The organism is Acinetobacter sp. 826659, from assembly GCF_000588515.1.
In the GTDB taxonomy this organism is placed as follows: domain Bacteria; phylum Pseudomonadota; class Gammaproteobacteria; order Pseudomonadales; family Moraxellaceae; genus Acinetobacter; species Acinetobacter pittii.
Genome location: NZ_JFYD01000005.1, coordinates 103,420 through 118,428, shown reverse-complemented (window position 1 = coordinate 118,428; position 15,009 = coordinate 103,420). Strand labels below are relative to the sequence as shown.

Annotated in this window: 17 protein-coding genes; 9 read left to right on the top strand and 8 right to left on the bottom strand. The window is 37.0% G+C overall.

The window, feature by feature from the left end:
• Positions 1–80 precede the first annotated feature (80 nt).
• From J663_RS11590 to J663_RS11580, 3 genes are all read left to right on the top strand, one after another.
• The gene (locus J663_RS11590) at positions 81–554 is read left to right on the top strand and encodes a GrpB family protein (protein ID WP_033849830.1); all 474 of its coding nucleotides are present in this window, start codon (positions 81–83) and stop codon (positions 552–554) included.
• A 107-nt stretch (positions 555–661) separates the two neighbouring features.
• Positions 662–1,747 carry a tRNA (uridine(54)-C5)-methyltransferase TrmA gene (gene trmA, locus J663_RS11585; protein WP_014206575.1) on the top strand — a complete coding sequence of 362 codons (1,086 nt, stop codon included), beginning with the start codon at positions 662–664 and terminating at the stop codon, positions 1,745–1,747.
• Between the two features lie 248 nt (positions 1,748–1,995).
• A complete protein-coding gene (locus tag J663_RS11580) occupies positions 1,996–2,226 on the top strand; it encodes a hypothetical protein (RefSeq protein ID WP_000011679.1) in 231 nt (76 codons plus the stop codon).
• Positions 2,227–2,262: 36 nt separating this feature from the next.
• On the opposite strand, the gene J663_RS11575 is transcribed toward J663_RS11580, so the two are convergent.
• Positions 2,263–3,009: a phosphodiester glycosidase family protein gene (locus tag J663_RS11575; protein WP_033849828.1), complete on the bottom strand. Its 747-nt coding sequence runs from the start codon at positions 3,007–3,009 to the stop codon at positions 2,263–2,265.
• Positions 3,010–3,202: 193 nt separating this feature from the next.
• Here J663_RS11575 and J663_RS11570 point away from each other — a divergent pair, with 193 nt between their 5' ends.
• Positions 3,203–3,793 (top strand): lecithin retinol acyltransferase family protein, encoded by a 591-nt coding sequence (locus J663_RS11570; protein ID WP_033849826.1) that lies wholly within the window; start codon positions 3,203–3,205, stop codon positions 3,791–3,793.
• A 45-nt stretch (positions 3,794–3,838) separates the two neighbouring features.
• On the opposite strand, the gene J663_RS11565 is transcribed toward J663_RS11570, so the two are convergent.
• Positions 3,839–4,429, bottom strand: coding sequence for a YceI family protein (locus J663_RS11565; RefSeq protein ID WP_033849825.1), 591 nt, complete (start codon positions 4,427–4,429; stop codon positions 3,839–3,841).
• Positions 4,430–4,642: 213 nt separating this feature from the next.
• On the opposite strand from J663_RS11565, the gene J663_RS11560 reads away from it, so the two are divergent.
• Positions 4,643–5,050, top strand: coding sequence for an OsmC family protein (locus J663_RS11560; RefSeq protein ID WP_032057041.1), 408 nt, complete (start codon positions 4,643–4,645; stop codon positions 5,048–5,050).
• Positions 5,051–5,105: 55 nt separating this feature from the next.
• On the opposite strand, the gene tkt is transcribed toward J663_RS11560, so the two are convergent.
• Positions 5,106–7,094, bottom strand: coding sequence for a transketolase (gene tkt / locus J663_RS11555; RefSeq protein ID WP_005076314.1), 1,989 nt, complete (start codon positions 7,092–7,094; stop codon positions 5,106–5,108).
• Positions 7,095–7,630: 536 nt separating this feature from the next.
• On the opposite strand from tkt, the gene metK reads away from it, so the two are divergent.
• On the top strand, positions 7,631–8,797 hold the full coding sequence (gene metK / locus J663_RS11550; RefSeq protein WP_005069601.1) for a methionine adenosyltransferase: 1,167 nt from the start codon (positions 7,631–7,633) through the stop codon (positions 8,795–8,797).
• A gap of 128 nt (positions 8,798–8,925) precedes the next feature.
• Here metK and J663_RS19480 read toward each other — a convergent pair whose 3' ends face one another.
• Positions 8,926–9,174 carry a hypothetical protein gene (locus J663_RS19480; RefSeq protein WP_002121448.1) on the bottom strand — a complete coding sequence of 83 codons (249 nt, stop codon included), beginning with the start codon at positions 9,172–9,174 and terminating at the stop codon, positions 8,926–8,928.
• A 259-nt stretch (positions 9,175–9,433) separates the two neighbouring features.
• Here J663_RS19480 and J663_RS11540 point away from each other — a divergent pair, with 259 nt between their 5' ends.
• Positions 9,434–9,625: a hypothetical protein gene (locus J663_RS11540; protein WP_032034812.1), complete on the top strand. Its 192-nt coding sequence runs from the start codon at positions 9,434–9,436 to the stop codon at positions 9,623–9,625.
• Between the two features lie 66 nt (positions 9,626–9,691).
• Here the strand turns inward: J663_RS11540 and J663_RS11535 are convergent, their stop codons facing one another.
• Positions 9,692–10,258: an FxsA family protein gene (locus tag J663_RS11535; protein WP_033849823.1), complete on the bottom strand. Its 567-nt coding sequence runs from the start codon at positions 10,256–10,258 to the stop codon at positions 9,692–9,694.
• A 494-nt stretch (positions 10,259–10,752) separates the two neighbouring features.
• On the opposite strand from J663_RS11535, the gene blaOXA reads away from it, so the two are divergent.
• A complete protein-coding gene (gene blaOXA, locus J663_RS11530; protein ID WP_033849821.1) occupies positions 10,753–11,574 on the top strand; it encodes an OXA-213 family carbapenem-hydrolyzing class D beta-lactamase in 822 nt (273 codons plus the stop codon).
• A 79-nt stretch (positions 11,575–11,653) separates the two neighbouring features.
• Here blaOXA and J663_RS11525 read toward each other — a convergent pair whose 3' ends face one another.
• Both J663_RS11525 and J663_RS11520 read right to left on the bottom strand, forming a co-directional pair.
• Entirely contained in the window at positions 11,654–12,199 is a 546-nt protein-coding gene (locus tag J663_RS11525) for a GNAT family N-acetyltransferase (protein WP_002121393.1), read from the bottom strand.
• Positions 12,196–12,789, bottom strand: a complete 594-nt coding sequence (locus J663_RS11520) for a helix-turn-helix domain-containing protein (protein ID WP_033849818.1) — start codon at positions 12,787–12,789, stop codon at positions 12,196–12,198. The genes J663_RS11525 and J663_RS11520 overlap by 4 nt, the downstream gene beginning before the upstream one ends.
• Positions 12,790–12,986: 197 nt before the next feature.
• On the opposite strand from J663_RS11520, the gene ruvC reads away from it, so the two are divergent.
• On the top strand, positions 12,987–13,532 hold the full coding sequence (gene ruvC, locus J663_RS11515; protein WP_002121356.1) for a crossover junction endodeoxyribonuclease RuvC: 546 nt from the start codon (positions 12,987–12,989) through the stop codon (positions 13,530–13,532).
• Positions 13,533–13,536: 4 nt separating this feature from the next.
• Here ruvC and J663_RS11510 read toward each other — a convergent pair whose 3' ends face one another.
• Positions 13,537–14,997 (bottom strand): NAD(P)H-hydrate dehydratase, encoded by a 1,461-nt coding sequence (locus tag J663_RS11510; protein WP_033849816.1) that lies wholly within the window; start codon positions 14,995–14,997, stop codon positions 13,537–13,539.
• Positions 14,998–15,009: the final 12 nt, after the last annotated feature.

Here is a 15,009-nt window from a genome sequence, read left to right as displayed (position 1 = left end):
ATCTCAGTATTTGGGCTTTTTTATTTAATAAAGTAATCTATTCTTAAATATATAGATTTTATAAACTCGAGATTTTAATAATGATCTTTTTAGAACCAGAACAATATCAACAAAGATGCGCTCAGCTTTTTAATTCATATCAAAAAGACATTTCCACACTTCTACCATTTGCCCAAATTGAGCATATTGGTTCATCCGCTATACCGAATGCAATTTCAAAAGGTGATTTAGATATTTATATTGAAGTTATGTCTGAGCAATTTGAATTCGCAATAGAACAATTAAAAACACTTAACTTTATCGAAAAACAAAACACATTAAGGACACATGAGCTTTGCATGCTCGAGTCACTCAACAATGATGATGTAGCATTTCAAATTGTAGTCACGGATTCAATATTCACATTTTTCTTAACATTTAAAAATAAGCTTATAAACTCACCCACGTTGGTTAATGAATATAATGAATTAAAATTACAGTGTAGTCATTTAGACCCCGATCAATATAGAACAATAAAATCAGATTTTATTAATCGCGTTTTAAATCATCTCTAGTTTAGGTACCTCTTTTCTCTTATGTATATCTGGTTAAAATTGGCTCCTGTAAGCTCAATTTTTTTGATACCATTCACTATTTGATTCTGTCTAAATTTTCTTTGTCTATGACCTCTTCTTATCGTCAACAACTTCAAGCTAAAATTGAACGCATTACTACTCAATTTTCTGAATTTACACCACCTACATTAGAAGTGTTTGAATCACCTGAACAACATTTCCGTATGCGTGCTGAATTTCGTATCTGGCATACAGAAAATGATATGTTCTATGCCATGTTTGAGCGTAACGATGACGACAAGCAAAAAACCGTTGTACGCATTGATGAGTTTCCAATTGCAGATCATAGCATCAATGATTTAATGCCAAAACTTTTGGAAGAACTCAAAGCTGAACCCAAGCTTTCTAATCGTTTATTTGAAGCTGATTTCCTCGCAACACTTAGCGGAGAAATGTTGGTTACCCTCATTTATCATCGTAAACTGGATCAAGAATGGGAACAAGCTGCTAAAGCACTTGCCGATAAATTAGATATTAAAATTATGGGCCGTAGTCGTGGCCAGAAAATTGTTATTGGTGATGATTTCGTTGTTGAAGAATTCGAACTATTAAATCGTTCATTTAAATATAAACAAATTGAAAGTAGCTTTACCCAGCCTAATGCGCAAGTTTGCAAAAAAATGCTGCAATGGGCATGTGATGCAGCTGAGGGTTCGAAAAAACACTTATTAGAACTTTATTGCGGTAATGGTAATTTTACGCTTCCGCTCTCTTTAAAGTTCGAACGAGTATTGGCTACCGAGCTTGCAAAATCCTCTGTTTATGCAGCTCAATGGAACATTGAACAAAACCAAATTGATAATATTCAGGTAGCACGTCTATCTGCTGAAGAGTTTACTCAGGCTTATCAAGGTGAACGAGAATTCCGTCGTCTACAAGAAGCAAATATTGATATTCAGAGCTATGACTTTGACACCGTATTTGTAGATCCTCCACGCGCAGGAATTGATGATGAGACTTTAAAACTTTTACAAGGTTTTGAACGTATTATCTACATTTCATGTAACCCTGACACGCTATATGAAAATTTAAAAACTCTCAGTCAAACTCATCGAGTGACTAAATTCGCCTTATTTGATCAGTTCCCTTATACGCATCATGTCGAGTCTGGTGTTTTACTTGAGAAGATTTAAACAAAATCTTTCATTGTAAAGTTTTAAATAAGGAGGCTACATACCTCCTTATTTTTTAACGTTTTATTAGTTAAGTATTTAAATTTTCAAAAAATATCAAGTCATCTATTCGTCATAATTTCGTTTAATTCAAGCATTCCCATCGAAAATTCTCGAGTTCAATTGGTGGATTTATCACTTATGGAGTCTTGTATTTTATTTTAGATTGGCTATATTTCGAGCTATGTTAGGTTGTATATGAAGGCTCTATGAGTTTTTGGCAAAAGCTGTTCTTGGCAGATCAACAGCATAACGAGCATAAAAACCAAACTGCTTGTGTTGAAAATGACTGCTCATGTAAAACTAATGAACAACTTCTAAGTGCACTTGCACAAGCAACAGATGAAGATGTCATTAAGGGAATTAAAAAAGTTCTTATTTCCCGTGGTTATAGCCGAAAAGAGTTAAATGAACTCACTCAAAAACCATCTATTCATTAATTAAAAAGCCAGTCTTGTACTGGCTTTTTTTATATTTCACTTCAATGCACAATTGGACTCGTCTACCCAACCGACCATTGGTCCCATTTGAAATTGCTGATCATTCTGATTGTTCTTTTGCATATATAAACTAGAAATAGAACCATCAAGATATAAGGCCTGCTCTACTTTAAGATTTCCTTGAAAAAACTTGGCAAAATTATAGAAATTCACCCTATTTTTCGATATTACAAAGTAGAGTTTATTATCCCGTATACCAACTCCATTACGAATTTTCTTTGATTGAGAGTCTGGTAAAAAAAGAGGATTTATCTTTCCATCAATAACTAACATTGGCCCAGATTGGGTTGCATAATCAACTTTCAAATTTTGTCGGCTATATTTTTGCGTAGTTAAAACAAAGGCCTGTTTTTTATTCCAAGCTAATACACCATTCGGCTGTAAAAAGAAATTTCCCAATCCTTTATGCTCATTTAAGGGTTGAATTACCTTAGCTCGTTCAACATACAACCCTACTGGAGAAAATCCTAAATGAAACATCCCCGCATTCATTGCAAAGCTAAGCTGCTCGCACTGCTTTAATTGTTCATTAATTTTGTTAAAGCTTTTATAGTATTGCTGATTATGAGGATTTCTTAAAAACAGGCGCAATGCTTTAAAATCTCTGATCGAGACCACATCGTACTGATCACCTTCTACCGTTTTAATCTGCTGATGTGCTATAGCATATGCAGACTGAAACAAAAGCCCATATAAAGCTAAGCACCCGACGACCCATTTCATTGAATAACACCTGACATGACATTTTCCCTTCATATTAAGTTCTTAAATTATATACAAGAAATATAAATAGATTGAATATGCATCAAATTCCTTCATTCGACGTAATCAACACACTGCAAATTGCTGATATTGGTTATAATGTTTAGCAGCTTTTCAATAAAAGCCATTTACACTTTATTGGATCAGCGTAAGCATGCAACAACCGAATAAACGCTACCCTTTAGGGGCTCACCTCATCGTAAAGCATCTCGGCTATAGCCATCATGGTATATATGCAGGGAGAGGTCGAGTTATCCATTATTCCGGCTTAGCTCATTTCGTCAAAAAACGCCCGATTGAAATCACCTCAATAGATGCGTTCTCACATGGCAAAAGAATACACGTTCGTTCTTATGATAGACCTCGTTATAAAGGAAAGATTGTCGTTCGCCGAATGCGCTCACGTATGCATGAAAATCACTATCATTTGATTATTAATAATTGCGAACATCTATGTAGTTGGGCAATTACGGGCATTGAAAGTAGCACTCAAGTTGAACGTATGATGCATCGCTTAACGACTATTGGCTATGTAAGCTCAATCATGAGCTATATGAATGGTATGATGCTGACCGTTGCAACTACATGTTTTGCTCTGGTTCTTTATATTAAAAAGAAACTGCGCGATCAGGCAAAAAGAAAAGTCCCTACTTACCAGTTTTTAAGAGAAAAATCGCAGAAAAGAAATATCGATCCTTCAGCACCCCTAGAATTTATAGATCCAGATAAAAAAGAGCCAGTCTAAATAAAAAAGCCCTCATATTTGAGGGCTTTTAAGAAAACTTATAACTTATTTTTTAGCTGCATTAGCGGCAGTTGCTTCTGTCGTAATATTTACAGTGATCTTATCACCAACGTTCGGTACATAACTTCCTAAACCAAAGTCAGAACGCTTGAATGAAGTTGTGGCATTAAAACCAATCGCTGGAACTTTAGCCATGGGATGCTCGCCCTGCTTGTTTAAAACAGCGTCAAGTACAACTGGCTTAGTTACGCCTTTAACAGTTAAGTCACCAGTAATTTTAAAGTGCTTTTTATCTTTGGTTTCAACTTTCGTACTTTTAAACGTAATATTTGGATATTTAGCAGCATAAAACCAAGCTTCTTCTTGGAACTCTTTATCTAAAGCAGGTACGTTTGTATTTACACTGCTTAAAGGAATAGTCACATTTACAGATGAGTTTGCGGGTTTAGCATTATCAACTTTAATTACACCTTGGATATCGGAGAAGTTAGCGCTTGGAGTAGAGAAACCAAAGTGATTCCATGAGAAAACAGTAGCCGTATGTGTTGAGTCAATTTTGTAGTCTACTGGCGCAGCTAAAGTAACTGAACTAGCCAATGCTACTGCCAAACCGAAGCTTAATGTTTTAAGATGCATTTTTCGTATCCTTTATTGATATAGTCGTTAGTGTATACATCAAGTAATTTAATTCACTATTCTTTATAAAACGATATGTTTCATCCATGCAACAATAAAAGCGTTACAGTTGTTATTCAAAAACAATATTATAAAGTTTAGATATTCTTCTATTCGAAGCTTCAGATTTATTAATTTTTATTACGATTTTATTGATGAATAACAAGGTAAAACATGGTTAATACAGCCCAAGCACAAAGTACTTCTACCCCATATCGAGTAACTCTTACCGATCCTTCAGGTCATCAATGGTTTGCAGATGAACCGACTGATAAAGGTGGACAAGATACAGCTCCGAACCCGGTTCAGCTTTTATTAGCCGCTTTAGGGGCTTGCACTACAATTACATTAGAAATGTATGCGAATCTTAAAGGTATTAAGCTTGATCATGTTCAAGTGGATTTAGCATTAAACCCTAATGGCGAACCTGAAAAAGGCCAAAATAATATTGAACGAAAAATTACACTCAAAGGTGAATTTACTGAAGACCAGCATAAGCGATTACTAAAAGTTGCAGAGAATTGCCCTATTCATAAGTTATTAACCTCTCAGATTAATATCCAAACAGAACTCACTATTTAACTTCTCAAATAAAAAAGCGCTCTATCTAAAGCGCTTTTTTACACTACTTTAATATTTAAGCAGTTAATTCTTTTACAGCTGCAACAACAGCTTCAGTCGTAATACCAAAGAATTGGAACAAATCTTTTGCTGGTGCTGACTCACCATAAGTTGTCATACCAATTACTTTGCCATCAAGTCCAACGAACTTCCACCAATAGTCAACATGAGCCGCTTCAACAGCAACACGCGCACGGATATGAGCTGGCAATACTGCTTCACGGTATGCGGCATCTTGCTTCATAAATTCTTCTGCACATGGCATAGAAACTACACGCACACCTTCAAGTTGTGCATAAGCTTCCATTGCTAAAGAAATTTCTGAACCAGTTGCAATAATAATCGCTTTTAATTCGCCTTTTTCTTGAGCAAGTACATAACCGCCTTTTGCAGCGTTTTGAATTTGCTCTTCAGAACGTGTTTGGAACGGCAAGTTTTGACGAGAGAAAATAAGTGCTGTAGGGCCATCTTTGCGTTCTAAAGCAGACTTCCAAGCAATTGCAGTTTCTACAGTATCCGCAGGGCGCCATGTATTTAAGTTAGGTGTACCACGTAATGAGGCAATTTGTTCAATTGGTTGGTGAGTTGGACCATCTTCACCCAGACCGATTGAGTCATGTGTATAAACATGAATTACACGTTGTTTCATCAAGGCAGACATACGTACCGCATTACGTGCATATTCCATAAACATTAAGAATGTTGCAACGTAAGGAACGAAACCGCCATGTAAAGCAACGCCATTAGCGATTGCAGTCATACCGAATTCACGTACGCCATAATATACGTAGTTACCCGCTGGGTTTTCTTGAACACCTTGGCAACCTTTCCAAAGTGTTAAGTTAGAACCTGCTAAGTCAGCGGAACCACCTAACAATTCAGGTAATAAAGGACCAAATGCTTGTAATGTATTTTGGCTTGCTTTACGAGTTGCAATTGTCTCGCCTTTCGCATTTGTTTCACGAATGAAAGCATCTGCTTGCGCTGCAAATTCTGCTGGTAAGTCACCACTGATACGACGAAGTAACTCAGCCGCTTCAGTTGGATATTTTGCTTGATATTGTGCAAATACCGCATTCCAAGCTGCTTCAGATTCACTACCTTTTGCTTTTGCATCCCATGCAGCATATACATCAGCAGGAATAACAAATGCTTCTTCGTTCCAGCCTAATGCTTCACGAGTTAAAGTAATTTCATCTTTACCTAATGGCGCACCATGACAGTCTTCTTTACCTTGCTTATTCGGTGAACCTAAACCAATAATCGTTTTACACATAATGATTGTTGGTTTCTGAGTTTCAGCTTTTGCTTCGATTGTCGCTTGACGAATCGCATCAGCATCATGACCATCTACACGAAGAACTTGCCAACCATAGGCTTTGAAACGCTCTTCTGTATCGTCGCTGAACCACCCTTCTACTTCACCATCAATTGAAATACCATTATCATCATAATAAGCAATCAATTTACCAAGTTGTAAGGTGCCAGCTAAAGAACATACTTCGTGAGAAATACCTTCCATTAAACAGCCATCACCTAAGAAACAGTAAGTGAAATGGTCAACAACTTTTAAATCATCTTTATTAAATTGAGCAGCTAATGTTTTTTCTGCTAAAGCAAAACCAACAGCATTAGCAATACCTTGACCTAAAGGACCAGTTGTCGTCTCTACACCTGGTGCATAGCCATATTCAGGATGACCAGGAGTTCTAGAATGCAATTGACGGAACTGTTTTAAATCTTCAATTGAAAGATCATAACCTGTTAAATGAAGCAAAGCGTATTGCAACATTGAGCCATGGCCATTTGATAAAACGAAACGGTCACGGTTTGCCCATTGTGGATTTGTTGGGTTGTGATTTAAAAACTCACGCCAGACGACGTCAGCAATATCTGCCATCCCCATTGGAGCACCTGGATGCCCTGAGTTTGCTTGTTGCACAGCATCCATTGCCAATACACGAATTGCATTTGCAATACGACGTTCGTTTAAAGGGGTCGTCATAGATCAGAATCCAATTTTAATAGATTGATGAAAAGAAGAAGATGAATAACCATTCAATGCCGCTATATTGTCTTAAAAAAAAGGCCTAGGGTAAACCCCAACACGGTATATTTCTTTATTTTTAACCGTTTCTTGGTTACACAAAAAACATTTGAATCTTTAAGTTATACAAAACAGTGTTCATTTTTCTGCACAACGACTAAATATAAGAACATTAATCTTGTTAGCTTTTGATATATAGATAAAATAGTTAGCCAATCCTGTATACGTTGATCATGTTTCTTTACTTTAAAATTCAAATTCTGATATTTAAGATTTTTATTAAGTTATATGTTTAAAAAATACACTAGCAACAAGTTGTTAAAATATAAATACTTTAAATTAAAGCTTTCTATATCAATTTTGCTAATACACTTATCAATTAAAACACACTATAAATGAAATAAATTCATGCTTTTTAGTCAGTATGAACTGGTCCTCAAGCTCAAGTCGATGTAACATATTATGTCTTTTGAAATAACCAAGATAGGACTTTCATGCGCGAGTACGCTGTTTTTACCTCGGAATCTGTAAGCGAAGGTCATCCCGATAAAATGGCCGACCAAATTAGCGACGCTATTTTGGATGCAATCTTAAAAGAAGACCCATACGCACGTGTTGCTTGTGAAACACTGGTAAAAACAGGCGCTGTTGTACTTGCAGGTGAAGTCACAACGACTGCTAATATTGATGTTGAAGCTGTTGTTCGTAATACTGTTAACGGTATTGGTTATCACCACTCTGATCTTGGCTTTGATGGGTCAACGTGTGCTGTAATCAATATGATTGGTAAACAATCACCTGAAATTGCTCAAGGTGTAGACCGTCAAAAACCAGAAGATCAAGGTGCTGGTGACCAAGGCCTAATGTTCGGTTATGCAAGCCGTGAAACAGACGTGCTTATGCCTGCGCCGATTTCTTATGCTCATCGCTTAATGGAGCGTCAAGCTGAACTTCGCCGTTCTGGTGCCCTGCCATGGTTACGCCCAGATGCAAAAAGCCAAGTTACTTTTGCCTATGAAAATGGCAAGCCTGTACGTCTAGATGCCGTTGTTTTATCTACTCAGCACGATCCTGAAATTTCTCAAAGCCAGCTTAAAGAAGCAGTTATTGAAGAAATTATTAAACCGATCATTCCTGCTGAAATGTTCCATGCAGCTACTAAGTTCCACATTAACCCAACAGGTATGTTCGTTATTGGCGGCCCTGTAGGTGACTGTGGTTTAACGGGTCGTAAAATTATTGTTGATACATACGGCGGTATGGCTCGTCACGGCGGTGGTGCTTTCTCTGGTAAAGATCCATCTAAAGTTGACCGTTCTGCTGCTTATGCTGGTCGTTATGTTGCAAAAAATATTGTAGCCGCTGGTCTTGCTGACAAATGTGAAATTCAAGTGAGTTACGCAATTGGTGTAGCAGAACCTACTTCGATTTCAATTAATACCTTTGGTACAGCAAAAGTTTCTGATGAGTTGATTATTCAACTTGTACGTGATCATTTCGATTTAAGACCGTTTGGTATTACTCGTATGTTGGATCTTCTTCAACCAATGTACAAACAAACTGCGGCTTATGGTCATTTTGGTCGCGAAGGTTCCGACTCTGCATTTACTTGGGAAAAAACTGATAAAGTTGATGCCCTTAAAGATGCTGCTGGCCTTTAAAATAAAATCGTAAAAAAGCCCGCCATTGAGCGGGCTTTTTTATTTATAGTTCAAATTTTATGGTATGCAGGGTTTAATCTTCTAGCAATCATCCTTGACGCCATATTATTTGTAGCTGTAATCAAAATCTATTGTCTTGTCGTTTTATCATCCTGATTTAATACATCCAGTAAAGTTGACTGCGTTGGAGTATCTTGATGGTTCTGGATATAAATATGGACAACTTTAAATACAACGACAACAGCTAGACAAGCCATCACACAAAACATCCATAAGCCATACGGGCTTCGAATATGTTGTGAACCACAATATGGACATGATTTATCAGTCGATGCCACAACTTTGTCGCAACACGCACAATGGTATTGATATAGCATAGGTAACCCTCCTTCCCTCATTTCAACCGTTGTTGTTTTAATAGGTTTGCTACATTTTTTAATTTATACATCCTTTATATTTATCCTATGTGAAATGAATAGATAATTCAATCTGGATGAACAATTGAGTCAATTAAAAAATATTAATTAAAAACATATATATAAGTTAAATATTATTTTTATAGGACTATTTTTCTTATTTTGATATTTTGCCAAATTTGTTAAAATAAGCGAATAATCTCACATTTTAGGCAAATGCATGTCACATACAAAGCTCATTAATAAAGGTGGCTTTCGCGAACGAGCCAACCGAAGCCGAGGTTATCAACAATCTGAAAATAAGCAAACAGCCTTAGCTTCAAACAAATACCAACCTCAAACAAAACCACAAGAAAGCCCAACTGAAGTGGCTCAAACAGATTCTGTTGTGACTGAACATCTAACTAAATAATTTATATCTTCTTAAAATAAAAAAGGCCTAAACTTTAGAGGTTTAGGCCTTTAGATAAGGTATTTATTAATCCCTATTTTTATGTTCAATTTTCTTATGATCTGGAGTGACTTCTCGCGCTTCTCCGTCAATAATGCTTGAATCACGGTATTGACCTTGACTGCCCCCACCTTGTTGATTCTGCATATCTTGCATTTGGCGCATTAGATCAGCAAATGGATTTTGCCCACCCATATTACCGCCCATACCACCCATCATTTTATCCATCATAGCTTGTTGGCGTTTTGCAAGAGTTCTCATGGCTATATTACGGAAAGCAGTTTGAACACCAGGGATCAAAATTAAAACCGCTAACACATCAGAAACAAGGCCTGGCAACATTAATAAGAAACCCGCAAAAGCATAAGCAAGTTTTTTAGTTACTGTTGGGTCATTACCGAGTTGGCCAGTCATCTGCATTTGCTGTAATTGAGGCATAATACCAGCAGTACTTCTGCGAATAAGCCCCAAACCAATAAAGAAAGCAAGAATGAACCAAAAGAACACATACCATCCACTGATGAACTGTGCTACACCAATCCATACGGCAATTTCAACAATCGCGCCCAGAACTACAATAAGAAGTAAATTCATGTAAAACTTTATCTATCTCAAAAAGAAAATTCATTGCAGTTTTATTTGACCCAACCCTACCTAAGTTATAAATAAGGTATAAGCGTTCCTCTTAGCTTTGATAGTTCTGTCTAATTCCTAAAAATTAACAACGCTATCGGATCAACAAGAGTCTGCAATACTGGAGTACATTTGATTTTAACTCGATAAAAACAAACATGCTTTATTATTAATGAGTGCTGTATCAAGTTTATCAAGTGCGACTTCAATTAGATTTTAATTTTTTTACTCTAGTTAAACGGAAAGTCCTTCAAGAAAGCAGTTTTTTAGTCTAGTTGAAAACTTAGGTTCTTAGAAAAATTGGATATATTTCTTTATTTATATAGTTGTTTTATAAAATTTTAAGAAGTAGTGCATAGATATAGAATTTCCTAAATAACTTACATTTTCTCTATCTAAAAGGACTTCTATTCAAGTTAAATTAAAGAATAACTCTTTTAAACCCACATAGACTCATGACTAAAAAAGCTCTTTTCTTTGCCATTGGTACGATGTTTTTATCGGCATGTTCTTTTAATACGGTAGAACAGCATCAAATACAGTCAATTTCTACCAATAAAAACTCAGAGAAAATTAAATCATTGTTTGATCAAGCACAAACTGAAGGTGTTTTAGTTATAAAACGTGGGCAAATAGAGGAAGTCTATGGCAATGATCTTAAAAGAGCATCAACCGAATATGTTCCCGCCTCTACCTTTAAAATGTTAAATGCTTTGATTGGACTTGAGCATCATAAAGCAACACCAACTGAAGTGTTTAAATGGGATGGGCAAAAGCGTTTATTTCCCGATTGGGAAAAAGACATGACATTAGGCGATGCGATGAAAGCTTCTGCTATTCCAGTTTATCAGGAACTAGCTCGACGAATTGGCCTTGATCTTATGTCTAAAGAGATAAAACGCATTAGTTTCGGTAATGCTGATATTGGTTCAACAGTAGATGATTTTTGGCTTGTTGGTCCACTTAAAATTACACCTCAACAAGAAGCCCAGTTTGCTTATGAACTAGCCCATAAAACTCTTCCTTTTAGCAAAAATGTGCAAGAACAAGTTCAATCTATGCTGTTCATAGAAGAAAAAAATGGACGGAAAATTTATGCCAAAAGTGGTTGGGGATGGGATGTGGAGCCTCAAGTGGGCTGGTTAACAGGCTGGGTCGTTCAACCTCAAGGAGAAATTGTAGCGTTCTCACTCAATTTAGAAATGAAAAAAGGCATACCTAGTTCTATTCGAAAAGAAATTGCTTATAAGGGATTAGAGCAGCTAGGTATTTTATAATTTGAACTTTATAGCCCAGCTTATATTCATCCTTATAAACTGGGTTATTTTAAAACTTGAAATTTGAAAACCTTATTATTTATCCGTCAACTGGCGTATGCGGTGTATTTAAATTTAACTGATAGAAAGCAGCATCTAACCATTGGCCAAACTTAAAACCGACTTGCTTAAAAGTACCTGCATGAATAAAGCCCATTTTTTCATGTAAACCGATACTTGCTTGGTTAGTTGCATCAATACAGCCTATCAATACATGTAAGTCTGCCTCTTGAGCACGCTTAATCAATTCTTGCATTAAAATTTTGCTTAATCCGCCGCCACGATGTTCATGATGAATATAAATACTATGTTCGACCGTATATTTATAGGCAGGAAAAGCTCTAAAAGTTCCCCAACTTGCAAAACCTAATAACTTGTTTGTCTCATCTACAATACCAATGACAGGAAAACCATTTTCCCTTTTAACCCCGAACCAATTTTTCATTGAGTCTTCAGAGCGCGGCAAATAGTCATACAAAGCAGTAGAATTGATAATTGCTTCATTCAAAATATCTAATATAGCCTTTGCATGTGTAGCTTCATGACAATCGATTAAACGTAAATTTGGATTAAGATTTTTAATCATGAAGATTCCTTAAGAATAGAGACGAGCTCATTACATACAACTAAAATATATCGAGCAGCTTTAGAAGAAGGATTGCTATATATGATCGGTTGATCTAATTGCATCGCCAAACAATCCCCCTCTTGTAAAGCATAAAAGTTTTCACCCAATTGAATATCAATTTGCCCCTCTATCACCCAAATTTGCTGTAATACAACTTTAGAATTCGTACTTGTTTCATAAGTAACTCGTGACAGAGCTGGAAATTCAATTTCAACGATTTGAAATGGAGATTTCCAATTTGGTGGCGAAACTTGACGGCGAATATATCCCGTTTCTGGATCTTTCCATTCTGCTTGTTGAGTACGCCGTACCATAGGTTGAGGCGATTGAGTATTCTGGGGGGAATCAAATAGCTGAGTCAAAGGCACCCCTAAACCATTTGCTAGCTTTTCAAGAACAACAGCTGTAGGGCTCGCTTCTCCTCTTTCAATGAGTGAAATTGCAGAACGGCTTACCTGACATCGACTAGCAAGAATATCTAGGGTATATCCACGCGCTAGACGTATTTCACGCACTTGCTGCGCAATGCGGATATTAATATCTTCCATCTACCGATAAACTTTAATTCCAAAATTATAGATAAGTATTCCATTAAAATAGAATTACATCAAATGATTTTAAAGATATAAATTGGTTCGATAAAAACCGAAAAATAACCATTCATCGCAGCATTCTTTAAATTACGCATGCAGAACCTTTTTGGCTATGTAACAATACTCTCTAAACTATTTATATAAGTATTCACATGGCATTGATTATTGGTATTGATCCGGGTTCACGCTTAACAGGTTATGGAATCATTGAAAAAGATGGTAGTAAACTACGTTTTGTTGATGCCGGTACAATCCGAACAGAAACTCAAGAAATGCCAGAACGCTTAAAACGTATTTTTGCTGGCGTTGAGCGAATTGTGAAATTCCATGGTCCAACTGAAGCTGCAGTTGAGCAAGTTTTTATGGCTCAAAACCCAGACTCTGCCTTAAAACTAGGACAAGCCCGTGGTGCTGCCATAGCCGCATTAGTGAATTTAGATTTACAAGTTGCAGAATACACTGCCCGTCAAATTAAACAGTCTGTGGTTGGTTATGGCGCTGCCGATAAAGAACAAGTTCAAATGATGGTCATGCGATTACTTAATTTGACGATTAAGCCTCAATCCGATGCAGCCGATGCTCTTGCTGCTGCCATTTGCCATGCTCATGCATCGGGAAGTATGAGCAAACTGTCTGTTTTAAATGCTTTAGGTGGTATGGCACGTGGGCGAAGTCGTTCTAGCAGTCGCAGACGTTAAAAATTTATTGATTTACGACTTGAATAATTGCCTGATTCATCTCAAAAGCCTGCAAGCCACGCATACCATTTTTAGCTAAAAGGTCTCCTGCTTGTGCATGAAGGGTAACAATCTCATGTAACGCAATATCTTGGTGGAATTGGGCTTTCAAGCTTGCAAGCATTCCTGCTAACACATCTCCCATTCCACCGGTTCCCATACCAGCATTACCTTGCGTACAGATATACAAATTATCTTCTAAAATTAAGCTACCCGCTCCTTTAAGTACCCACTGGCCTGCATATTTTTGTTGTAAGGCATAAATTGCAGCAATTCGGTCATTTTCAATTTGCGCTGTAGAGCAACCAAGTAAAGTAGCAGCTTCTCCAGGATGAGGTGTGGCATAAATATGTGTATTTAATTTTTCAGGCTGTTTAACCAGAAACCATAAAGCATCTGCATCTAAAACAACTTCTAGGCGTGTACTCTGATTTAACAAATTAAACCATTGTTGGTAAATCTGCTTTGCCCAATCGTCACGGCCTAATCCCATTCCAAAGCAGACTGCATCGACCTGAGATAGAATCTCTTTAATATTGTTTTCATCTAAAGCATTAATATCACGAAGCATAATATTAGGTGCCCGCGACAAAATGGCTTGATGATGGTTGCGATGACAAACCACTGTCACTTTGCCTGCCCCCGCATGAAAAGCAGCTTCAGCAGCCATAATAACAGCCCCGCCCATTTGCTCATGTCCACCCACCACTAAAACATGCCCATAACTTCCCTTATGGCCAAATGCCATACGCTGAGGAAGTCTAATATTTGTGGGTGACAAATAAGCTAAGGGTTTCAACTCGTGGTCTATAGGAATTAAATTAATTAAATGAACTTGTCCTGCGTACTCTTTACCTTGCCCTGTAAATAGTCCTGCTTTAAGACCTAAAACAGTAAAGGTATGATCAGTTCTTACTGAACAGGGTAAGACTTGTCCTGTATTTGCTTGTAAGCCACTCGGTATATCAATCGAAATTTTTAGGCCCACTTGTTCATTAAACTTTCGAATTACTTGTTGCCAACCTATATTTAATTCTCGGTTTAAACCTATGCCAAATAAAGCATCAATATGACAATCAAATGTTCTTTTAATATCAAAATTTGGATGAATTTGGGCTTTCATTTCTCTAGCAAATTGCGCTGCACAATGTAAATCGGTTGACTCACCCAATTGAGCTGCAAAGATTTCAACATTAAATCCAGCTTGCTTCAGATAACTTGCTATAAAGTAACCATCACCTGCGTTATTGCCTTGCCCGCACCAAACAGCAATATTCTTGATAGGCCGATCTTTAAAAAGCTCAATAAGTTGCTGGGCAATTGACCAAGCCGCTTGTTGCATTAAACCTAATGGGGAGTTTTGCGCAGCAAACCAGCGCCGCTCCCATGCTCGAATATCATCGCTATGGTAAACTACCGCCTGCATATTATTATCCTC